The following is a 22604-nucleotide window of genomic DNA, read 5'->3' on the forward strand; positions in this document are numbered from 1 at the left end:
ATCCTCCTTAATCTATATTAATTCCAAAAATTGACTGCATTAACGATCCAAACCCATAAGAAAGACCTGCAGCTAAAAATGCTGTCAGAACCATCTCTAAGATCTTTTTCTTCACATTTATCCCTGATAAAACAGATATAACTGTTGCCACAACTGTTAGAGCAAGACCGGCAAATAAAACAGCAAAAGGAAGGGCTGTTATGGAAGTTGGACTGAAAAAGTACGGCAGTACAGGGAATAAAACACCTATCAGATAGGCAAAACCTGTAAACAGACCAGACACTATCTCATTTTCTGTAACTTCTTCTACAAGGAGTTTTTTAAGTGAGTTTTTTTCTTTTCCAAGTTTTGAGCTTATCTCCTCTGCGAGCTTTTCAGGTATTCCAGTTTCTACAAGTTTTTCTTTAAACTCATCAACAGCTTTCTCAGGGCGGATATCAAATATTATCTCAAGCTTTTCCTTAATTCCTTCATTTACCTGCCTCTGAGATCTTACAGATATGAAAGCTCCTATTCCCATAGATAAAGCTCCTGCAATACCAACAATCAGACCTGAGATCGCTACCATAAAGGGATTGTTCAGGTATACAGCTGAAAGTCCTGTAACAACTCCAAGTATCTCAACAAGTCCGTCATTCATCCCAAGAACGAAATCTCTTATGTTTGACACTCCAAGTTTCTGTGTTTCTTTAGAAAATGTTGTCTCATGCTCAAGCTCATCAACGATTATCTTTTTTATCTTCTCTTTTTCTTCTTCATCTATGGACTCTTTTTTCAGAAAGTCGTAATACTTTTTGACCGCTCCTGACTCTCCAAGTTCAAGAAAAGAAACTACAAAAACAGGATTTATTATCTTTGAAAGTACAGACAGAAGGAAAAGTCTTATTTTTGAGTGAGCTGTTTCAGGTATTTTTTCACCTCTTTTCTGTAAAAAGTCTTTCCAGAACTGGGCGTGAGATTTTTCTATTTCTGCGATCTCTTTCAGTATTTTTTTCAGCTCCGGATCTTTTGCTTTCTCAGACAGATAGCTGTAGGTAACAAAATCATTTATCTCGTCTTTATAAAACTCCTTTGCATACTCTACAATCTGCCTCAAACTAAATACTCCTCAATATTTTTTATGTAGCAGTTTAATATTTTTTCCTGATATTTTGAAATATCCAGTTCTGGTTTAAATCCTTCTTCAAGGAGTCTGTCTATAAGCTTCTCCATCTCCTTACCATCATTTACGGAAAAAACAGCATTAAATTTTTTTAAAAATCTGTATAGATCCTCAATCTTTTCATAATGGTTGCCTATTACAACAGGTTTTCCTTCAACTGCAGGTTCAAGTATGTTGTGACCTCCTACCGGAGCTATAGTCCCACCAACAAAAACTACATCAGCATATCTATAGATCCCTGAGAGCTCGCCTATTGTATCTATTATGTAAACATCAGAATCAAGCCTGTCCGTTTCTGTTCTGAGAGAGAAAGACAGTCTTTCCTCTTCCAGTAATTTTTTTATCTGATCCAGTCTCTCAAGATGTCTTGGAGCTATTATAAGCCTGAGATCTGGATATTTAAGCCTCAGATTTTTGTATATTGTTATCAGTACTTTTTCCTCAGGATCGTGTGTGCTTCCAGCAACGATAACCTTTTTTCCTTTTTTATCAAGAAATAGATCCTTTTTCTGAGAGGAAGAGACAAATTTAAGGTCACCACAAAGGACAAGCTTATCCTCAGGAACAAAGAACGAAAGATACTTCAGATCTTTTTCAGATCTTACAAGAAACCTTGAGAAGCTGTTAAGAATTTTTCTGTAGATTGGGGTAAATCTTCTGTAAAAACTGAAAGAGGAAGGCGAGACTCTTGTGTTTATTGATAGTACAGGTATTCTTTCAGAAGTTTTCACAACAAGATTCAGCCAGAACTCACCTTCCGTTATTATCAGTGCAGAAGGTCTGTAAATATCTACAAATCTTTTTATCAAAAATGGCAGATCAAGAGGAACAGATCTTACTGTAGCGTAAGGATACTTTTTTAATGCAAAATCTTTTCCCCTTGGTGAACTTACAGTTATGAGTATGTTGTGTTTTTCTTTTAATCTCTCTATTACCGGATAGGCAACATTAAGCTCACCTATGCTTGCACAGTGAAACCATAATGTATTCTCTTTAGAGCTGTCACTGTATAATACAAATCTTTCTCTAATGTCTGATCTATACCCTTTTTTTCTGTTTGTCAGAACAAAGACAGGAAGGTATAAAAATACAAGAAGCGTGTACAAAAAGTTATAAACAGCTACCATCAGTTAAAAACCGTCCTGATTATTTTTTTATAGGCAAAATTTACAGAGAATATCCCTGTAAAAAGTGCAACGGCAACGATCATATACATTATAACAAGCTGGAAGGATACAGCCTCAAGGGGATGGGCTCCTGCTATAAGCATACCTACGGTTATGCCGGGAATATGTATAACTCCAACTGTCTGAAGGCTGTTCAGTATAGGTATCATAGCTGCCTTTATTGATGCTCTATTAACAAAATAAAAAGCATCCTTTAGGCTTCCACCAAGGGCTATTATATTCTCTATAATATCTATCGTATTTTTTACCTCACCTTTCATTCTATCAACGGCGATAGTGTAAACATTCAGGGAGTTACCTATTATCATCCCTCCAACAGGTATTATCTCGTTTGGTTTGAATGTTATAAGATTAAGTGCGATTAAAGAGAAGAGAACTATAAAAGATGCACAGAATATTGATAGAAATGCAACGATATAACCCTTATCTGCCAGTTTTACTCTTCTCTGACCTGTAAATGCTGCAAAAAGTATCATGAATGTGAGGATTCCTAAAAGCTCTAAAGGGCTTTCAAGCTTGAATATGTATGAGAGGAGATAACCTAAGATCAAAAGCTGGATAAAGGCTCTTATTGAGTTTATCAGTAATGTTTTTTCTATATCTAACTTCTCTTTGTAAAGGTAGAAAAGGGCGGCTAAAACAAGAATATATGAGAGTAAAAATTTATATTCCAATTACTTACTCCGGTATGTTAATAAAATCAGATTTATAACAGATATTATAACAGCTATGATAGGGAAAGCTCTTTTATCAGGTCTGCTGATCTTTTTATTGCACCTTTTTCTCCAAGAGCCTTTTTTACTTTTTCAAGATCATTTTTTGTTCTTTCGTAAACTTCAGGATCTTCCAGATATCTCAGACTCCATCTGGCTATACTTTCAGGGTTACACTCCTTCTGTAGAAGCTCTTTGATTATCTCCCTTCCGGCAATAATATTTGGAAGTCCAAGGTAATCTATGGAAACAAGCATCTTCCCTATAAAAAATGTTACTGGGGAGACCTTGTAAACGAGTAGAAACGGATTTCCAAATATTGCCGTCTCAAGTGTTGCCGTCCCTGATGCCACATTTAAAAATACAGAATGTTTCATAACCTCATATGAAGGGTGTCTAAAATCTTTAACTGTTATCACCGATAGAGGTACTTTCTTACTTCCTGCGATCTGTTTTACATTTTCTTCCATATTAGGTGTTGATGGGATAACAAAATGGAGATCTTCTCTTTTTCTGTATATGATCTCCGCTGATGATAGTAGAATTGGAAGGAGTGTTTTTACCTCACTCTCACGGCTTCCCGGGAGAAGTCCGAATATCTTTTTATCTTTCTCTATTCCTATCTTCTCTTTAAAGCTCTCTTCTGTTTCCTCTGTTTTTATAATATCAAGTATCGGATGTCCTACATACTCAACCCTAAAGCTATCTGAGATATAATCTGTATAAATCTCCTTTTCAAAAGGCCATATAGCTATAAGAAGATCTGTGTACTGGGCTATCTTTGGTATTCTTCCCTTTCCCCACGCCCACACCTGTGGGGCTATAAAATAAACCGTTTTTATCCCTCTTTTTTTTGCTTCCTTTAACAGTTTTAGATTAAATCCGGGGAAATCAACAACAACAAGAAGATCAATACCTTTATCAAGTATCTCAACAGATCTTTTGAATGTCTCTTTTATCTTGAAGTACTTAGGGAGAGCTTCCATAAGACCGACAACAGATATATTTTCCAGCTTTTCAACAGTTTCTACACCTGCCTCCCTCATCTTTGGACCTGTTATGCCAACCCACATGAAATCAGGAAGGGCTTTTACAAGCTGTGAGGCGTAGTTATCCCCTGATATCTCTCCAACGCTGATAAACGCTTTTTTCAATCACATACACCTTTTTGATTTAATTATACAATACAAATTATGGTAAACTATAAAAAATCAACAGGTTAACGAGGTTGTTATGGAAGATTTTATAAAAGGTCTGGCTGAAAGAGTCTTAGAAGGAGAGAAGTTATCAAAAGAGGATGGATTGAAGATACTTTCCATACCTGATGAGTATCTTGATCTTCTCGTACAGGAAGCATCAAAGGTAAGAGAGGCTGTTTTTGGAGATGAGGTTGAGTTCTGCTCACTTATAAATGCAAAAAATGGTGCCTGTAGTGAGGACTGTTCATTCTGTGCTCAGTCTTCAAAGTATCCAACTCCTATAAATGCATACGGACTTGTTCCAAAGAAAGAGCTTGTTGAGGGAGCTCAAAAGGCTGTATCTATAAAGGCGAACAGATACTGTATTGTGACAAGTGGAAAAAGGGCAACAAAGGAAGAAGTTGAGCAGATAGCTGATGCTGTTAGAGAGATAACAGAGAACCTTCCTGTAAGGGTATGTGTATCAATAGGAACTGTGGATGAGGAAGACCTTAAGCTTTTAAAAGATTCAGGTGTTGACAGGGTAAATCACAACCTTGAGACATCAGAGAGACATTTTAAAAATATTGTTACAACTCACAGTTATAAAGAGAGGCTTGAAACAATAAAAACTGTTCAGAAGGTTGGTCTTTCAACATGTACAGGTGGTATATTCGGTATAGGTGAGACAGATGAGGATATAGTTGATCTCGCCTCTGTATACAGAGAGCTTAACGTTAACTCAATACCTATGAACTTTCTTATACCAATTCCCGGAACACCTCTTGAAGGGAATAAACAGCTTACACCTCAAAGATGTCTTAAGATCATATCCCTTTTCAAGTTATTCAATCCTCAGGCTGAGCTGAGGCTCTGTGGTGGAAGGGAGATAAATCTCAGGGAGTACCATGACACAGCGATGGAGATAGCAAACTGTGTTATGGCAGGTGGTTATCTCACAAGGGCTGGAAGAGCACCTGGAAAGGATGAAGAGATGGTGAGAAGACTGGGAAGAAAGCTTATCACAGGAAGGGATCTTTTCTCAAAGTACAAAACAGCCGTTTAGTCTGTTAGAATATCTCTTTAAAACAGTGAAAAGGGGATCTGATTGGCTGTTCTTGTTACAGGTGGTGCAGGTTTTATCGGTTCACATCTTGTTGAGGAGCTTATAAAAAAAGACCAGACTGTTATTGTTGTTGATAATCTATCAACAGGAAAGATTGAGAATCTGCCGTGCAGTGATAAGGTTATATTCATAGAAGGTGATATATCTGAAAAAGGTTTTGTTAAAGAGCTTTTCAGTTTTTACAGTTTTGATAAGGTCTTTCACCTTGCTGCTGTTGCCTCAGTTGCAAAATCTGTTGAACTTCCAGAGGAAACACACAGGACAAACTTTGATGCCACCCTTTATCTTTTAGAGAGTTCAATTGGTAAGGTAAACAGGTTTGTCTTCGCCTCATCTGCTGCTGTTTACGGTGATCTTCTAGAGCTCCCAAAAAGAGAGGATATGCCTGTAAAACCTCTCACACCTTATGCTGTTGATAAGTATGCATCTGAAAGGTATGTTGTAAACGCTTTCAGACTTTACGGGCTTGATTCTACAGCAGTCAGATTTTTTAATGTTTTTGGAGAGAGGCAGGATCCTTCGTCTCCTTACTCAGGTGTTATATCAATATTTATTGACAGGATAAAAAGGTATAAAAATGGTGAGGATACTGAGATTGTAATATATGGAGATGGAAAGCAGACAAGGGATTTTATCTATGTAAAGGATGTTGTGAAAGCGTTAATATTACTCTCTGAAAGTAGAGACTCCTCTGGAGAGGTTTTTAATTTAGGAACAGGAAGCTCAATATCCCTACTGGAGATACTTGATATTCTTAAAGAGATTGTGGGAGATCTGCCTCCTGTAAGATTTGAGAAAGAAAGAAAGGGAGATATTAAGCATTCTCAGGCTGATATATCAAAGATAAAGTCATTGGGATTCAGTCCCGAATACTCACTTAAGGAAGGTCTTGAAAAACTGCTTTTTTCTGAAGGGGTTAAGACCTAAAAAAGTAAAAAGTAGTTAATATTCATTCTTAGAATACTGTCAGTTGTTCCCTGAACGCCTTTATAAAAAGATATACCTACTGATAGATGATCCTGATTTATCAAACTTCCACCTGCTCCAGCCTCAAAACTGAAACCTGTTCCTGTAACGCTGTTCAGGAAAAATGCTGTATCAAAGTAAGGTCTCCATACGCCTGTGTATATATTTTTATGTTCAAGTCCAAATGAAAAGCCTGCTCCTGCCTCAATGTAGCTTTCAGGAAGAACCAGAGGATTTTCGTAAACGGATATACTTTTTATGATTCCCTTTTCATCTTTTTCTGAGAAATTCCCTTTCCTCAGGAATGTGTATACTGTGTAATCCGGATATCCTGCTCTGATCTTTCTGAAACCTTCAAATGAGAAGATATATCCTTTACCGAGATTTTTACCGTCCTGTGATCTGTACCTGCTAAACTCAGCAGAGATATCAGATGATATTCTTGATGTGAGGTTGTAATAGATCGTTGATCTTATGCTGTCTTTCATCCCTCCGTAGTAGAGGTATAACGTTTCCTGACCTGTCTGATTTTTTTCAGCTGTAAACTTTAGAGAAAACCTGTCTTTCAGGTAGGTTCTATACTCAAAAAGAAAACCTGTGAACTCTTTAAGTTTTTTAATCTGTGAAAGTATTAATTTATAGCTGTACCTTGACTTTTTTCTCCCAATACCTGCATACACTGAATAAAAAGATGAAGGTAGATTTATAATGTCCTCTGAATTATTTTTCAGAAGATTGTAGTAATTGAAACCGGCGTACAGACTGTAGCCTTTATCAATCTTTAGCCTGAGACTGTTTAAAACACCAAGCTGAGATATATCCCTTCTGATAGAGTACTCTGTTGATATACTGAGCAGATCTTCATACTCCTGAACAAGATCCCTCAACTGTCTGTAAAGGTAGTTATCATCAGGGTTTTTTCTAAGATTCTCAAAGGCATAGCTCTCAGAAAGATCAATACTTCCCGTATTCTTCAGTGCCTCAACAAGATCCCTTACAGGTAGGCTTTCTTCGTATCTTTCAGTTATCTCCTTCTGTCTGTAAAGATCATAACTGTTCAGAGCTATGCTCAGCCTCATCCACGGTTCTGGATCTCTGTATCTTCTTAATAGGTATTCCGCTGTTTTGTAGTTTCTTCTCATAAGGTGGTAAATTATCCTTATCTCTTTTATCTCATCGTAAGAGAGGATACCTTCCGCTTTTTTCAGGAGATATGAGATCTTCTCTGCAGGCTCAAAATAAAGGGAAAGATATAGATACGTTCTGAAAGCTTTACTATTAAGATCTCTGGATTTTTTCTTTAACAGCTTCCATGCTCTATACCTGTAGTGTTGGGCTTCTTCTGTTTTTCCTGATATCTCAAGTATGTCAGCATAAGCTGAGAGGATTTCCGGGTTGTTTTTGTTTTTTTTGTAGAGCTTTCTGATGTAAGGCAGTGCTTTTGATGAGTTCTGAAGTAAACTGTATCCGGATGCGTAAACAAGCATCAGATCTTCAGAGCTGAAAGAGATATTCTTCCATTTTTTTAAAGCCTTTTTTAGTTCTTTATATTTTTTAAGATCAATTAAAAACCAGAGGTATCCAGCTATAAGGCTCTCTGAATCCGGAATATAGGTGAGAGCTTCTCTGTATACCTCAACAGCTCTTTTTTTATCACCTTTTTTCAGAACAGCCTTTATATAGTAAAACCAGAAAAACTCCTCTTTCTTAAGTGTGTTAAGCTCGTAAGGTGAGAGATATCTGATGGATATAAGTATTCTGCTGTAATCCTTAAGATTATCAAGGGCATAAAGGTAGTAGTAATAAAACTGGGTCTGTCTGTATCTTAACCATCCTGAGTAAGATATATCAGCAAGATCCTTAAATCTTTTTCTGTAAAGTGTGTGTAAGATCATTCTCTCATAATCTATCTTACGGGCTTTTCTTGTGTAGTAAAGAACCGATGAGGCGAAAAATCCTGTTTCATAATCCTTCATCCCCCATGCAAGATCTGAAAGTGTCTCCCAGTACTCTTTATTATTAAAATCAGCCTTGCCTATAACCTTTTTCAGTATCTCAAGACTTTTTCTGTACTCTCTAACAGCGTAAAATACCCTTGAGAACTCAATGGCATCTGAAACTGATATCTGATCAAGTCTTTCTATCCTTTCAACTGCAGATCTGATATCACCTGTCTCTATATCAAGGTATATAAGTTTTTTTAATGCCTCTCTGTTTCCTGTCAGACTGTAAACGGTATTTAGAACATCTTTAGCCTTTTCCGGTTCTCCAAGATTTTCATAGATGGATACTATCTCTCTCCAGTGTGTGTAATCCCCATTCCTTATATCATCCTCAAGTATTTTCAGTGCTGTATCGTACTTTTTAAAAGCTAAAGAAAGTTTTAAAGCTTTATCCCTGTACTCATCCTTTCCTGTAAGCAGATAAAGTTCAGAGTATCCTTTAACAGCATCATCGTATCTTCCAAGCCAGAGTGATATATCTGCGTAGCTTTTTAAGAAGAATATATCTTCTGGAAATCTCTCTTTTCCTATCTTTGAGGCTATGTATCCGTTCTCAAGATCGTTTGTTGCTAAGAATGTTTCCAGTATAAGCTTTAAAAGTTCCTTATCCTCCCCTCTGTAAACAAATCTCTCTTTTTTCTCCGAAAGCTCTAAATTTTTATGGAAAAATGAGATAAACTCTCTGTAGTATCTGTCATCTCCCGTTTCCCTGTATCTCTCCAGTAAGTAGCCGAGATAGGATATTTTGTCTCTGTATTTTTCAGTTTTCTTACCTCCAAAAACTGTTTCTGCCTTTTTCATAAACTCCCTGTAAAAGATCTCATCCTTTGTTTCCATATATTTTCTGTACAGTGTTTCCAGATCATAGCTGTATGCAGATGTTAGCAGTCCTGAGAGTAAAAAACAGATATACCTTCTCATCTCATTTCCTCTAATACGGATAGTGAGAGCTTTCTTGCAAGCTCAGCATCATCTGCCTGAAGGGCTATCTTTATCATCAGTTTTGCGGTTTTCTTATCCTTTATAAACCTGAATCCGTATCTTCTTATCAGTTTTGTCGCCTCTTTTACCATATTCCCTGACTGGAGAGTTTTTAATGCTTTTCTGAAGTATATATTTTTTTCTCTGTATGTTTTTGCTATTTTCATACCTTTCAGATAAAGGTATGATGCCTTCCTGTATCTTTTCATGAAGATGGATATTCTGGCTGCCTTCTCCACGTAATCAAGCTTTTTCCTGTAGTTTTTCTCTACTCTTATGAGTATCTCGTAATGTTTTAAAGCATCTAAGTATCTGCCTATATGAAACTCTATCTCTGCAAGTTTTTCCATATAATAGGCTGACTTTTCAGGTTTTATACTTATAAGCTTTTTTAATGCGAGAACAGCCTTTCTGTAATCCTCTGTTGCTATGGAGAGCTGTAAAAGTTTTTCAAGGTAAAATGACTGATCCTTCACCTTAGAGACAGACAGCATATAAGCTATCTCCCTTGCAGATACTGGATCATTAAGAGCTACAGCTTCCCTGAAGAGATACTCAAGGTATGATCTGTTCTTTATGAACTTGATATTTTCCCTCAGAAATTTCCTTAATTCCTCAAGTTTTCTTTTACGTTCTGTTGAATTTTCAGGATAGGAGAAAGCCTCAAACTTCATTATATCAAACTTCAGGATGACAACAGTCTGGCTGTATCCCTTCTGTTTTATATAATCACTAAGCAGAATATCAGCTTTTTTAAGATCTCCTACCTGTATATACTTTTTTATCAGTAGCATCTTCAGATCAGCATACTCAGGATAGTTTTTTATTATCTCTTCCAGATATTTTATACTCAGGAATATATTTTCCTTTGATAGAAGGTTGTAGTTTTCCGGTTTTGCATACTGCATCAGTTTCTCCTTAGGAAAGAGAAGGAACAGAACTGTCAGAACTGTTACAAAAAGTCCTGCAAGCTCTAAATCAGAGATCAGTCTTTTATTTCTAAATCTTTTATCTACAGTCTCCCTCAATTATTATCTCTCCCTTTTCTGTGAATATGTATCTGAAATAACCATCTCTCTCAACAATGTAATCATCTCTGTTTTTTATTCTGAGATCACAGCTTTCCGGTTTGTAAACTGTAAGCTCTGCAGGTATATAGCTCTTAAGTGTTATCTTCATTTTTTTCTTATCTTTTATGAAACCTTTTACTATCCCGTTAAAATCCCTTATGTACGGAAATTCAGGCTTTCCTTCCGATATAAGATACCTTCCGGATCCATCAAGATGGATGTATGTTCTGTTTTTTTCCTTCCTGTATCCAACAACACCTGAGCTTTCTTTTATGTTTATATCAACAGGTCTGTCAAATCTTAATGTTCTCAGATCACCATCCCCTGAAACTATCCAGTTTTTACCATCAAAACCTAAAGCTATCTTCCTGAAATCAAGAACTCTTTTTATCCATTCAGATGTGTATAAAGGTGTGACCTCCTGTGAAAGAGCATACCTGTAAACCTTCTGTAAGGCTTTTAATGATGCTATCTTTGATCCTGAATAAAAATGGTAATAGATATTTATAGGTTTGAGTCTCCTTGGTTTTTCAGTCAGCTCAAATGTCTGTATAACATTCTGGTATCCGTAAAATGGACCTTTCCACTCATCTGTGTATATATTTTCATTCTGCATGGCAGAATAGACCTGAAAGTAACCATCCTTATCAATTCCCATTGGAGATACATAAACAAGGTATGGTTCTTTTTTTGTAGCTTTTGTATCTCCTCCGTTTATATTCAGAAGACCTGCTTCATAGGTTAATCTGACAGCTTCAGCAGGTGGCATACAGTCTCCCGTCCACTGGAACACCTTTACTTTTTTGTTTTCAGGGAGAAGTCTCCTGTTTATATAATCAACAGATCCGATGATCTCCCTTTTTAGATCAAATGTGTAGTTTTTTATAGGCAATGAGTAGTCTCTGTTCTGTTTACCATCGTAAAGTTTTTCCCATTTAAATGGATGGGAAAAGGAATGACTTGCAGCCTCAACATTATCAAGCCTGAAAATCTGTCTTGCTATATCTTCAAGTTTATGGGATAGATCAGGATAAAGTCCGTAAGGTGCTATCTCCCCTTCTATAACTGATACTGTGTGGGGTATCCTGAAGATTTTTATTATCTTTTCCTTTATGATCTCAGATGCAAATTTTTCCCTTTCCCACTCTGTTCTTTCCATAAAGCCATCGCCGTCAATATGAACAAAAAGGATCCTTCTGCCGTTCTCAGTAGTTGTGTCAGGTGCAGGTATATCTCTCAGTCTTAAAGCTTTCTTAAAGAATTTAAATGGGTTTACAACCCAGAGGTCTTCTATATCTGTTTTCAAAAATGCACCGTTTAATATATAACCTCCCCACGGTGTGATTGATGCTGGGGAGTAAATCTGACCTTTACTGTTTTCTACTTTTATTAAAGGTCTTCCTTTCTCAGGATATAAAAGCAGATCAGAGTACTCTAAGGAGAGTTCTGCCTCAAAATCAAAGATGTCTTCCTTATATATGATCTTTTCGTTATCAAACATACCTGATCTGTTTTTGAAAATATCTATCCCTAAAGGTCTGAGATACTTTTCTTCAAGTGGAAAACCAAAACTCTCAACAAAAACAAGTCTGTTTCCCTCATCTATCTTTTTCCTTACCCATCTGTAAAAATCCTGATAGTTTTCAACGGTCTGGGACTGTAGCCACACAACAATCCCCGCATACCTGTCAACTGTATATCCATCAGGAAGTCCCCTGTTTATATCCCACAGAACAGGGATATAACCGAGATACTCAAAAACAAGAGAACCGAGTCTGTGGGCTGCTGAGTACTCCTTTTTTACAGCTTTTCCGTCGTAAAGTATCAGTACCTTTCTCGGTATAAACTGGAAGTATGATGTTCCAAATGTTTTCAGATCCTTGTCTATTATCCAGGGTATAAACCCTTTCTCCTGTATTTTTTTTGAGATCTCAAGAGCTTTTTTCTTCTCCTTCGGTGGAAGGTAATCTATAACAATAACAGGGAGTTTGATTGAGCTGAGCTTTTCCAGAATCCATCTCCTGTCTTTTTCAGGGACAGGTCTGTAATCCATACTCCCAGGATCAAGTCCATAAAAAAGAGATTCAACAGCAACAGCATCAACTGTATCCTCAACCCTTTTTACTATCTCAAAGCCTCTGTTTATTATTATCTCTTTGTCAGGGTATAGATTTTTTAGCCTCTTGATGAAACCTACAAGAGCATCCTGATACTCAGCCTTTGATCTTTTATCCTTTAAAGCGATCTGGTATGAGTCCAGTGTATCAAGGAAGAAACCGTCGTAATCCTTTAGTCTGTTGAAAACCCTTTTTATAAGGAATTTCTGGTATTCTTCATTCCTGAGATCCAGTATAACAGTTTTCCAGTGTATGTTTTTCCCTATTACCCACTCATCTTTAATGTCCTTAAAGTAATCCCTGTAGCTTTCACCTTCTTCCAGTGATACGTAGGCTAAAAGTTTTGAGTGACCTTTTTTCTCTATGTTGTGGGATGGGTCAACAACAAGATAATCACACAGATAGAACATCTCCTCAGGTGGGCTGTGATCGTAGTAAAAACATACAGCTGTTTTTTCATTCCCAAAAGCATTTATAAATAAAACAAGTATCAGAAGTATCTTACTGAAGCATGAATGTCTCATAATTCAACCTCTCAAAATCTTTTCTGAGCATATAGAGAGCAACAACAGAGGAGACAAGTAATGAAAGGGCAAAGCCATACCCGAAAAACATTATTCCCATCTCAATGGATATAAATGTAAAGACCATATTTAGAACAAAGAAAAGGAATGTCAGCATAAGAACAGCTTTCCTTTTATCAAGATAGAAGGATATAGCAAGTAATGACATGAAGAAAAGCTGGAGACCTGTTCCCACAAGATCTATATGAAATAGAGGTATATAAAAAACGGGGAAATTTAAAATTCTGAAAATAGGCTCACTGAAAAGAAAGATGATAAGAATGACTATCGTCTGAATCCTGAAAACCTCAAAAAGGGATGTTCTCGCTGTATCAATCATCTCAATATGTCTTTTCTTTATAGCATCAAATGTTGCACCACCTCTAACGGCATCATAATAGCTGTCGTACTTCTCTGCAAACTCCGTCTCAAGTCTGAGGAGAAAAACCGCCATTCCCGGAACGATAGCAAGATATGCAAGGAATATAGGCAGATCGTAAAGTATTGAGTTTCTCAGCACACCTATAACCTTCTCTCCTGTGTCAGGATGAAACCAGAATATAAACTTGTCTACCCATATGCCGAGGTTGTAGAAAAATCCTGTAAAGATAAGGGACGGGTATATCTTTTTTCTGTCTAAAAAATCAAACTCAACAAGTTTGTCAGACTCAAAGCTGTATATGATAAGTCCAAGTAAGAGGAAAAACAGTATTATCTGTCCACCCATAAATGATATGAGGAGACCGTCAAGACCTGATCCTGCTATACTCAGAACAAGTACTGAGCTTATTGTAAATGTATAGGCGATAAAAAATGAAAAAACTATAAATCTGTAGTTCTTTAAAGCTGTAAGAACTATATTCAGTATCCAGACTCCAGATAGTACGAGGAATGTAAAAACAAATGTAACGCTGTAAAGGGCTCCCTGATCTTTAAATATAAAGAAGGCTGGGGATATAAATAAAAATGCTGTGGTGAGGACGAGTAAAAGCATACCCATAATGTTTGGAAGAACCTTTTCAAACCTTTTTTCAAAAAGCCTGTCAGCGATATACCTTGAAAAGTAAAACTGGAAAAATCCTGTAAATATAAGACTGAGTGCAAGAAGGTATGTGATACTTACCATAAAAGCCATAAGGTCATGTTTATTTTTTATGAAGGGATAGCTTATATATCCTGAAACAACGATACTTATGATGGATATTATCCATGGTCCTGAGCTGATCACAGCAGAGTATCCGTATGCTTTTAGAAGGGATAGAATGTCCCCTTTTTCCAGGATCTTTCTCAGCTCAAAACCGATTCCTGCCACTTTGAGAGAGCCTCCATATAAGTATTCCTGTAGCTGTTTAAAAACTTTTCCATAGAGTAGTATCTTTTAACCCTTTCCAGAGCTGTCCTTTGGTACTGATACCAGATTTTTTTATCTGAGAGTATACTGATGTAGGCTTCTGCCAGTTTAGATGGGTTTGCTATTGGGACAACCTCACCTGCCTTTCCAAGTTTTTTGTCCTCCTCATCTATCCCTCCGTATATGAGCTGTCTGCATGAACCTACATCCGTTGTAACAGCAGGAACTCCTGCAGCAAAACCTTCTATCACAACAAGGGGCATACCCTCACTTATAGATGTGAGTGTAACTATACCTGTTTTAGGCAGGATATCATCTATCTTCTGAAATCCTAAAAACTTTATATTATTTTTTAAACCGAGTGTTTCCACAAGAAAACGGCATTCCCTTGCATAGTCCGGATCCTCATCCTCAGGACCTACTATCCATCCCTCTATATCTGGTATGTGGTTTGCAACTATACGGATAGCCTTTATAAATGTTTTTATATCTTTAATGGGAACAACCCTTCCTATAAGTGTTATAACAGGTGGTATATCCTCTGATCTTTTCTTCACCAGATCGCCGAGTCTATGAATGTCAACACCGTTAGGTATGATCTTTGTTTTTTCAGGTGGGGCTCCATAAGATATCTGTATATCCCTTGCTCTATCAAAAAGAGATATTATAGGATCTGATGCTGTGTATATCATCTTACCAAGACCCTCAAAAAAGCTGACCCATACCTTTCTGAGGTAGTCTATCTCACCTATCTCCTTCTGTAGAATCGTTCTTTTATCCTCTATCCAGTCAGCATTTAAAAGGTCTATCTTCCTCTCCCTTGTGTATATCCCGTGTTCAGTAAGTATAAAAGGTTTTCCTGTATCAAAATGCATTAAGGCTCCTAAAAAGCCTGCGTATCCTGTTGAAGGTGAGTGTATAACCCTGTAATTTTTTATCCTTTTAGCAAGTCTCGCAACAACCCAGATAGGAGTGTGTATATTTCTTATAGTCCAGAAGTAGTCTATAAATGACTGATCAGGTGAAAATCTGTAGTACTTGCTCAGTATAAATCTCCACGCTTCCTCACTGTAAAGGAATTTTTCTATCGTTACCTTTTCTGTATAAAAATCAAGATCCTTTATGTACTCAGGAAGATCCGTTTGAGATCTGCTTTTGAACCATCTGTGAAGCTTTTTTATGTATAAAAAATCCTCCTTTTTTATCCTTGTTTTCTTCACAGAAGGTTTTTCATCACTCCCAAAAAGGTAGTGAACCTCTAAATGTTTTAGATTGTCGGGGAGATCATACTTTATATCTCCGTAATCCTCAGGTCTGCTCCCTAAAAAAACAACACCGAAGCTTATCTCAGGAAGACCTGTTATAAGCTGGTATATCCATGTTGAAACACCACCTTTCACATAGGGAAACGTTCCCTCAGCAAGTATCAAGATCTCCACATCATCGGACTTTTTCAGATAAAAACCCATCAGCCTTCCTCCCATAAAACCGCTACAGGATAGAATGATGGGTCGTACTTCAGGTAGGGATGTTTTTTTATAAACTCTTTTATCCTGCTGTACTCCCTGTTTCTGAAAAATATCTCCGCAAGGTAGGGGGCAACTTTAAACTCCGGAATGTTTGAGTCAAGAGCTTTAGTAAGGTATATATATGAGTCATCAAGTCTTCCTTTAAGGAGATATATCCTTCCAAGGAGAAGATCAATATAAGGATCATTTTTTATTATATCTTTTGCTTTTAATGCGTATCTTTCTGACTCATTCAGATAAAAGTCTGTTATCTCCTTATCAGCCATACCAATATATATTATCTCCCAGTAAAGCTTTGAAAGCTCTCTGTATATGATCCCCTTTTCCTTTTCATCCTTTGCTTTTTTCAGCTTTTCAAGGTTGTTGTGTATCTGTTCGCTCAGTCTTTTCTCTATCTTATCAAGAACACTGAAGGATAAAAGTCTTATCTCATCATTCTCATCTGAAAGTCCATACCTTAAAAGCCTGACACTTTCAGGTGATTTCACCTCTGTGAGAAATAAAAATGCTTTTAATCTCAAGGATGAAGGGAGATTTTTTCTGAGGACAAACTCTCTCACTGAAGACTCTCCAAACTTTCTTTTTCTTACCTGTATCTTTTCTTCTATAAGCTGGAAAACAGGAACGGTCTCAAGGGGAAGAACTGGCAGTTTCTTCTGTTTTCTGAAGATAATAAGTGAGAATAGAACGGCAATATAGCTTAGAACAGGCGTTGAAAACATAATAATGAATATCACTATGATACTTAACGGGAAAGGTTTTTTATACCTTTTTGGGAAAAATGTCCATACCACAACCGATAACAGTACTGATGCTACAGTATGAAAGATAAGGAAAAGAAAGATGTTATATGTATTACCGAGCATTAAAAATCCTACAGCCAAAAGCTCAAGCAGGATTGAAACAGGCGTAATTTTTCCTTCCATGATCACAGCTCTTTAACTTTTGTAAGTGTCTGCTCAAGATCATTTTCAACGGTAAGTATTCTGCTTTTTATTTTACCTTCTACCTCTTCACCGAATATATCCTCTATCTTTTCCTTTATCCTGTTAACAAACTCAACAGCTGCAACATCACCTGTAAAAGGGAGAAGAATTATAAGCTTTTCCTTCTCAACCTCACTGCATCTTGTTGAGATATCAAATCCTCTTAAGCCTCTCTCTATCTCTGTAAATGCTGCATCAAGAAAGTCCTGTTTTAACATAAAGAAAACAACTATACTGCTCTCAATACCAAACTTGCTCTTTAGATGTATAAGCTTTCTCAGCTCCTTTATAAATGAAAGATGTATATTTGGGAATTTAACAACTGTTTCTTCAAGACCTTTTGCGAGATTGTACTCATCAAAAAGATATGTGAGAAAAACGTTTATCGTGAGAAGATTGTCCTTATTAAGGCTTAAAAAAGGCATATCGGTTATGAGAAGGAGTCCGTTAATATTTCCATTTATATCAACAGCTGGAACAACAGCCAGATACTCGGATTTTACATCCCCTTCCAGTCTGTTTACAGCCAGATATGTTGATGTTTTATCAATAAATGCCTGTTTAACAAGTGGATCATCTCTGTTAAGCTCTGCTCCTTTCCCTATCTGGGCTACCTTTTTGAATCCGTTGTCTTCATTTATATATAGGGCTCCTCCATCAATATTGGTAAATCTTGATATAAGCATTAAAAAATTTTTAAAAAGATCCACCTCCTTATTCAGTATCATCATCCTTATATCCCTTAAAACGGATCTTATACTGAGAGGTTTCAGAACATAATTCTTCTCTATCTGGTCATGTGATATTTTCAGCATAAAAAAATTTCTTCCCAGCTCCTCAATCTTTTCCTTAAGAAAGCTGTTCTCTTCCTCAAGCCTCTCTTTTCTCCTGTTCCAGTACTGGAAAAACTCTCCTAAAACAAATGTTATAAGTAGATACCAGAAAAATGTCTCGTAGGGAAACTGCTCATACAGAAAAAATGCTGATATTCCAAAAACGAACATAGATACTATACCTGATAAAAGACCGTAGTAAAGGGTTAAAAGAATGATCACAAATATGTAGTAGGTTATATTTCCCCCGATATTTAAGAAAAGAGGGTCATCATTATTCCACACAAAACCAAAAAGAACAAAAAGGATTGAGAGTGTTAAGCTTTCAACGAGTATCTTAAATCTTTTTCTTTCCATCTATTTATTTTTTCTCAGTCCATCTATCATCTCATTTATAAGCTTCTGTGCAACAGTTCCTACAGATTCGTAACCCCATCCTGTTTTTGATCCCACTGCTGTCCAGACTGTTTTTCCCGTTTCTGTCTCTATAATCTTGAGTGTTATACTTACAGCAGGTTCACCATCAATACCTGTCTTGTACCTCCATTCATTAACATAACCGGTTACCGCATACTTTATATTTTTTGAGGATGCTTTCTTTAAAAGATCTTTTATCTCCTGATCTGAATAATCTTCATACTTGTTGTTATAAAATCTTTCGGATATATTGAACCCTTTTGATACAAATACACCTTCAGCAATACCTGATGCTTTCTGGCCTGCAAGTGGAACCTCTGTGAAATTCTCAAAGGGAAGTATAACAATACTTTCATCTCTGTTTATATTTTTTTTCTGGACATTGTAAACGGAAGAACAGCTTAGTATTACAACGGATAGTAATAATAGGAACCACTTTTTCAAATTTACCACCCCTCTTCTTGATTATCCCATTAATTTACTTTTTCTGTTATACATAAGTCAATCGCATTTGGCTCAACTATGATTGCTCTATGCTGTAACTTCCTGTTCTTTATCTCATCAGTAAAATGTCTCAATGGTGCCTCAACCTTTACGAATTTCGGGATTGTGTGGAAAGTTCCATAATGAATGGGAACTATAAACTCAGCTTTAAGATCAATAAAAGCCTGTATTGCCTCCCAGGGATTCATATGGATCTTGTGAAGGAGAAGTGTCGGCTCGTATCCTCCTATCGGAAGAAGTGCTGTATGAATATCAAAAACCCTGCCGTACTCTTTAAATCCATCAAAGTATGCTGTATCTCCTGCAAAATAGTATGTTCTGTCTTCAATCTTTATCATGTAGCTCACTGTATCCGTGTTTGGAAATAGAAGGGATCTTCCTTTGTTATGTTTTACCGGAAGGGCTGTTATCGTCACACTTCCGTTATTAAATATCTCGTATCTTTTCAGCTCTATGATCTTTTTAAAGTATGTTCTACCTAAAACAGGTTTTGTATTTTCTGGGATAATAAGTGTTGTATCCCTTTTAAGTCTCCTCAGTGTTCTCATATCAAGGTGATCGTAATGTGCGTGGGATATAAGAATAAAATCAACTGATGGTATAAGATCAGGTCTTAATGCTGGCTTCTGCCTCCTTATTCCGAATATATGGGGACTCAAAAAAGGATCCGTCAAAAATCTTATCCCTTTGTAAGATATAAGAAATGTTGAATGGCCTAAGTTCGCTATAAAGTCGTAACCGTGTGCTATAGCGTATCTTATCTCCCTGTAAAGAAGGGAGTTCTCGTCAAGTATAAAGTTCCTGTGTAATTTATAATCCTTTGCTTTTTGCTTCCTGCCAAAGTTGTTCCATATCATCCAGTTTCATCTCCTTTAACTCTTTGTTTTTCTCTTTTGCTTTTTTCTCAATATACTGAAATCTGTTGACTGTTCTGTCTATAGAGTGGTGTAAAGCCTGTTCAGGATCTATCCCATACACCCTTGCAAGATTTGTAACCGCTATCAGAAGATCACCTATCTCATGCTCTCTTTCCTTATCCGTTTTTGCATTTTTAAGTTCATTAAGTTCTTCCATAACCTTTTCCCATACATCCTCAGGGTTTTCCCAGTCAAAACCAACCTTTGCCATTCTTTTCTGTACCTTAACAGCTCTCATCAATGCGGGCATTCTCTTAGGTATCCCCTCAAGTATGGACTCTCTTTCCTTTTCCTTTTCCTTTATAGCCTCCCATTTTTTTAGATGATCCTCACCTTCAAGCTGTGAGTACTCCACATCCCCGAATACATGTGGATGTCTTCTTATAAGCTTTTCCTTCAGATTTTCAAGAACATCATTTATATCAAAGCTTCCTTCATCCTTTTTTATCTGTGAATGGAAAACAACCTGTAGTAAAAGATCACCAAGCTCCTCAACCATAGCCTTATCATCATCAGACTCTATAGCCTCAAAAAGCTCATAAGCCTCCTCTATAAGATTGTTCTTTATGGACTGGTTTGTCTGTTCCCTGTCCCATGGACATTCCCTTCTCAGCCTTTTAACAATATCAACAACTTCCTGAAATCTTCTACCCTCTTCTCTACATTCCGTTTTTTCCATACAGACCTCCCTTAATGATAAAATATTCAAATCTCTATAATATATGTAAAAGGTGGGAAATGGAAAATATAATCAATGTGAAAAATCCTGCATTAACAAATATAGTAACAAAGCTGAGGGATATAAATACAGACAGCTATCTATTTAGAAAATATATATCAGAAGCCGGAAGAATACTACTTCTGGAAGCATTAAAGGATGAAAAAACCGTTGAGAAAAAGGTAAAGATATGGGTTGGTGAGTACAGATTCCCAGAGATAGAAGAGGAAAGATACGTTTTTATACCTATAATGAGGGCCGGACTTCCTATGCTTGATGGTGTTTTTGAGGTACTGAAAAATGCTAAGGCAGGTTTTTTGGCTATAAAAAGGAATGAGGAAACACTTGAAAGTGTGTTGTATTACGACAGGGTCCCACCTCTTGAAGGGAAAAACGCTGTCATACTTGATCCTATGGTGGCAACAGGGGGATCACTTGATTATGCGGTAAAAGTAATAAAGAAAAAAAATCCTGAGAAGATAATATCACTCAATATAATTGGAGCTCCCGAAGGGCTGAAAAGGATAGCAGAAAAACATCCTGAGATTAAAGTCTATATAGCTCAGATTGATGAGAGACTTAATGATAAAGGCTACATAATTCCAGGAATAGGTGATGCCGGAGACAGGGCATTCAATACAGAATGATGGGAATAATTGAGGATATATCCTTCGGACTTTTCTTAGGAATAGCTGCAGCTATATCACCTGGTGCACTTCTTGCACTTCTTATATCTGAAACACTGAGGGGAAATATAAAAAATGGTATTCTCGTTTCAGTCTCCCCTATTGTTACAGATCTGCCTATACTGTTTGTTTCAATATACATACTGAAAAAGATAGAGAATTTCACATCTCTTGTTGGAATAATATCTGCAACAGGTGGAGTACTCCTCTTTTATCTTGGGATAAAGAATATCTTTGCTAAACATTCCGAGATATCAACAGATATGCATGGCTCTTTTGTTAAAGGGGTTGTTATCAATATACTTAATCCTTACACATACCTTTTCTGGTTCTTTATAGGTGCTCCTTATATATCGGATAAAGGGTTTGTAAATTCAGCGGCTTTTGTTATCTCTTTCTTTATAGGTATAACAGGAAGTATGATACTTATAGCTTTCTTCGTTGAGAAGATAAAGAGATTTATAGAGAGCAGATACTATGATTATCTGTTGAAATTTATAGGTTTTCTTTTTATTATCTTTGGAGTACTACTTATAAAAAACAGTATGAAATATTTAGGGCTGTAAAATGAAAATTCTTGTTACTGGTGGGACGGGATTTGTAGGAAGATATTTAGTTGAGGAGCTTTCAAAAGAACATCAGTTAGTTCTTCCTACAAGGGATATAAAAAAAGCGGAGCTTCTGTTTTCTGGGAGAGGTAATCTGGATAATATAAAGATCATCCATTTTCAGGAAGACCTTGACCACACCGTCAGGAAGTACAGACCTGAAGTGATAATAAATCTTCTCGGAATTCTTTACGAGAACAGAAAAAAGGGGATAACATTTGAGAAGGTTCATTTTGAGTACACAAAAAAGCTTGTTGATGCCGCTTCTGATATTGGCATTAAACTATTTGTCCAGATGTCTGCCCTTGGTGCAGATCCTTCAAGTAAAAGCAGGTATCAGAGAACAAAAGGTGTTGCTGAGGAGTATATAAGATCATCAAATATAAATTACATAATCCACAGACCATCAATAATTATGGGGAGAGAACAGAAACTATTTCAGGACATGAAAAAGTTTGGAAAAATTATGCCTTTATTTTTAGCACCTGAAGGGAGAGTTCAGCCTGTTCATATACTTGATGTCAGGGACTGTTTCTTAAAATCACTGGACGAAGAGGATGAGATATTTGAACTGTGCGGTGATAGGGTAGTAACATTCAAGGAGCTTTTTGAGTTTGCACTGAAATATGCTGGTTATAGAAGACCTGTCATACAGATGCCTAAGATCTTTTTCAGGTTTATGCTGCCATTTTTCAAACTTCTGCCAGAGCCTCCAATGACTGAAGATCAGTACTATATGCTTCAGAAGGACAATGTATGTTCAGGAAAATACAGAGGAGTTAAAGAGCTACTTGGAAAGATCAGAAACCCGTTTGAATTTTAGTATGTTTTATTTCAGAACCTACCTTTATGGTTTTTTTATATGGTTTCTTATTGTTATAGCTGTAGGATTTTTTATAAACAGCGTTCCTTTTGACTGGAGCAGAGAGTACTTCAGAATAGTTTTCTCAAAAAACTCAAAGATTATTATCAATAATAGTATCCTATTT

The 22604-nt window shown here is 36.6% G+C and carries 20 protein-coding genes; 5 read left to right on the forward strand and 15 right to left on the reverse strand.

All coding sequences use genetic code 11. The features are described 5' to 3' along the window. Positions 1-7 precede the first annotated feature (7 nt). The 4 genes from PERMA_RS06710 to lpxB are packed head-to-tail and all read right to left on the reverse strand — an operon-like array spanning position 8 to position 4216. A complete protein-coding gene (locus PERMA_RS06710; protein ID WP_012676215.1) occupies positions 8-1096 on the reverse strand; it encodes a VIT1/CCC1 transporter family protein in 1089 nt (362 codons plus the stop codon). After that, positions 1093-2289, reverse strand: coding sequence for a 3-deoxy-D-manno-octulosonic acid transferase (locus tag PERMA_RS06715; protein WP_012675281.1), 1197 nt, complete (start codon positions 2287-2289; stop codon positions 1093-1095). Before PERMA_RS06715 ends, PERMA_RS06710 begins: the two co-directional genes overlap by 4 nt. Further along, positions 2289-3023 (reverse strand): ABC transporter permease, encoded by a 735-nt coding sequence (locus tag PERMA_RS06720; protein WP_012676658.1) that lies wholly within the window; start codon positions 3021-3023, stop codon positions 2289-2291. Before PERMA_RS06720 ends, PERMA_RS06715 begins: the two co-directional genes overlap by 1 nt. A gap of 53 nt (positions 3024-3076) precedes the next feature. Continuing rightward, complete coding sequence (gene lpxB, locus PERMA_RS06725) at positions 3077-4216, reverse strand: lipid-A-disaccharide synthase (protein WP_012675400.1); 1140 nt, start codon at positions 4214-4216, stop codon at positions 3077-3079. A 79-nt stretch (positions 4217-4295) separates the two neighbouring features. Here lpxB and bioB point away from each other — a divergent pair, with 79 nt between their 5' ends. Further along, positions 4296-5306: a biotin synthase BioB gene (bioB, locus tag PERMA_RS06730; RefSeq protein WP_012676190.1), complete on the forward strand. Its 1011-nt coding sequence runs from the start codon at positions 4296-4298 to the stop codon at positions 5304-5306. Between the two features lie 42 nt (positions 5307-5348). Beyond that, on the forward strand, positions 5349-6293 hold the full coding sequence (locus PERMA_RS06735; RefSeq protein WP_012676482.1) for an NAD-dependent epimerase/dehydratase family protein: 945 nt from the start codon (positions 5349-5351) through the stop codon (positions 6291-6293). On the opposite strand, the gene PERMA_RS06740 is transcribed toward PERMA_RS06735, so the two are convergent. The 10 genes from PERMA_RS06740 to mazG are packed head-to-tail and all read right to left on the reverse strand — an operon-like array spanning position 6290 to position 20282. Further along, on the reverse strand, positions 6290-9256 hold the full coding sequence (locus PERMA_RS06740) for a tetratricopeptide repeat protein (protein WP_012675857.1): 2967 nt from the start codon (positions 9254-9256) through the stop codon (positions 6290-6292). The two genes, PERMA_RS06735 and PERMA_RS06740, sit on opposite strands and share 4 nt — an antisense overlap. Next, positions 9253-10344, reverse strand: a complete 1092-nt coding sequence (locus PERMA_RS06745) for a tetratricopeptide repeat protein (protein ID WP_041530906.1) — start codon at positions 10342-10344, stop codon at positions 9253-9255. Before PERMA_RS06745 ends, PERMA_RS06740 begins: the two co-directional genes overlap by 4 nt. Beyond that, a complete protein-coding gene (locus PERMA_RS06750; protein WP_012675801.1) occupies positions 10325-13027 on the reverse strand; it encodes a bifunctional glycoside hydrolase/polysaccharide deacetylase family protein in 2703 nt (900 codons plus the stop codon). The genes PERMA_RS06745 and PERMA_RS06750 overlap by 20 nt, the downstream gene beginning before the upstream one ends. Next, positions 13005-14378, reverse strand: coding sequence for an exopolysaccharide Pel transporter PelG (pelG, locus tag PERMA_RS06755; protein WP_015899024.1), 1374 nt, complete (start codon positions 14376-14378; stop codon positions 13005-13007). The genes PERMA_RS06750 and pelG overlap by 23 nt, the downstream gene beginning before the upstream one ends. Continuing rightward, on the reverse strand, positions 14354-15886 hold the full coding sequence (gene pelF / locus PERMA_RS06760) for a GT4 family glycosyltransferase PelF (protein ID WP_012675647.1): 1533 nt from the start codon (positions 15884-15886) through the stop codon (positions 14354-14356). Before pelF ends, pelG begins: the two co-directional genes overlap by 25 nt. Continuing rightward, entirely contained in the window at positions 15886-16872 is a 987-nt protein-coding gene (locus tag PERMA_RS06765) for a tetratricopeptide repeat protein (protein ID WP_012676499.1), read from the reverse strand. Before PERMA_RS06765 ends, pelF begins: the two co-directional genes overlap by 1 nt. A 2-nt stretch (positions 16873-16874) precedes the next feature. Next, complete coding sequence (locus PERMA_RS06770) at positions 16875-18122, reverse strand: PelD GGDEF domain-containing protein (RefSeq protein ID WP_012675367.1); 1248 nt, start codon at positions 18120-18122, stop codon at positions 16875-16877. Further along, positions 18123-18626: a hypothetical protein gene (locus PERMA_RS06775; protein WP_012676211.1), complete on the reverse strand. Its 504-nt coding sequence runs from the start codon at positions 18624-18626 to the stop codon at positions 18123-18125. 29 nt (positions 18627-18655) lie between these two features. Further along, complete coding sequence (locus tag PERMA_RS06780; protein WP_015898990.1) at positions 18656-19543, reverse strand: MBL fold metallo-hydrolase; 888 nt, start codon at positions 19541-19543, stop codon at positions 18656-18658. After that, entirely contained in the window at positions 19497-20282 is a 786-nt protein-coding gene (mazG, locus tag PERMA_RS06785) for a nucleoside triphosphate pyrophosphohydrolase (protein WP_012676016.1), read from the reverse strand. The genes PERMA_RS06780 and mazG overlap by 47 nt, the downstream gene beginning before the upstream one ends. Before the next feature lie 59 nt (positions 20283-20341). On the opposite strand from mazG, the gene upp reads away from it, so the two are divergent. Genes upp through PERMA_RS06800 form a run of 3 tightly spaced genes read left to right on the forward strand, consistent with a single transcriptional unit; the run spans position 20342 to position 22438 of the window. Next, positions 20342-20968 carry a uracil phosphoribosyltransferase gene (gene upp, locus PERMA_RS06790; protein ID WP_012676584.1) on the forward strand — a complete coding sequence of 209 codons (627 nt, stop codon included), beginning with the start codon at positions 20342-20344 and terminating at the stop codon, positions 20966-20968. Continuing rightward, complete coding sequence (locus PERMA_RS06795; RefSeq protein ID WP_041530907.1) at positions 20968-21573, forward strand: LysE family translocator; 606 nt, start codon at positions 20968-20970, stop codon at positions 21571-21573. Before upp ends, PERMA_RS06795 begins: the two co-directional genes overlap by 1 nt. A gap of 1 nt (position 21574) precedes the next feature. Then, positions 21575-22438 (forward strand): complex I NDUFA9 subunit family protein, encoded by an 864-nt coding sequence (locus PERMA_RS06800; RefSeq protein WP_012675832.1) that lies wholly within the window; start codon positions 21575-21577, stop codon positions 22436-22438. Between the two features lie 24 nt (positions 22439-22462). Here PERMA_RS06800 and PERMA_RS10910 read toward each other — a convergent pair whose 3' ends face one another. Beyond that, on the reverse strand, positions 22463-22588 hold the full coding sequence (locus PERMA_RS10910; protein ID WP_274377780.1) for a hypothetical protein: 126 nt from the start codon (positions 22586-22588) through the stop codon (positions 22463-22465). Between the last annotated feature and the right edge of the window lie 16 nt (positions 22589-22604).

The sequence above is a fragment of the Persephonella marina EX-H1 genome (genome assembly GCF_000021565.1).
In the GTDB taxonomy this organism is placed as follows: domain Bacteria; phylum Aquificota; class Aquificia; order Aquificales; family Hydrogenothermaceae; genus Persephonella; species Persephonella marina.

Coding starts and splice junctions, on each gene's coding strand:
- PERMA_RS06715 (WP_012675281.1), bottom strand. CDS start 2,289: ATGGTAGCTGTTTATAACTTTTTGTACACGCTTCTTGTATTTTTATAC.
- bioB (WP_012676190.1), top strand. CDS start 4,296: ATGGAAGATTTTATAAAAGGTCTGGCTGAAAGAGTCTTAGAAGGAGAG.
- PERMA_RS06740 (WP_012675857.1), bottom strand. CDS start 9,256: ATGAGAAGGTATATCTGTTTTTTACTCTCAGGACTGCTAACATCTGCA.
- PERMA_RS06750 (WP_012675801.1), bottom strand. CDS start 13,027: ATGAGACATTCATGCTTCAGTAAGATACTTCTGATACTTGTTTTATTT.
- pelF (WP_012675647.1), bottom strand. CDS start 15,886: ATGGGTTTTTATCTGAAAAAGTCCGATGATGTGGAGATCTTGATACTT.
- PERMA_RS06765 (WP_012676499.1), bottom strand. CDS start 16,872: ATGGAAGGAAAAATTACGCCTGTTTCAATCCTGCTTGAGCTTTTGGCT.
- PERMA_RS06770 (WP_012675367.1), bottom strand. CDS start 18,122: ATGGAAAGAAAAAGATTTAAGATACTCGTTGAAAGCTTAACACTCTCA.
- PERMA_RS06780 (WP_015898990.1), bottom strand. CDS start 19,543: ATGATATGGAACAACTTTGGCAGGAAGCAAAAAGCAAAGGATTATAAA.
- mazG (WP_012676016.1), bottom strand. CDS start 20,282: ATGGAAAAAACGGAATGTAGAGAAGAGGGTAGAAGATTTCAGGAAGTT.
- upp (WP_012676584.1), top strand. CDS start 20,342: ATGGAAAATATAATCAATGTGAAAAATCCTGCATTAACAAATATAGTA.
- PERMA_RS06795 (WP_041530907.1), top strand. CDS start 20,968: ATGGGAATAATTGAGGATATATCCTTCGGACTTTTCTTAGGAATAGCT.
- PERMA_RS06800 (WP_012675832.1), top strand. CDS start 21,575: ATGAAAATTCTTGTTACTGGTGGGACGGGATTTGTAGGAAGATATTTA.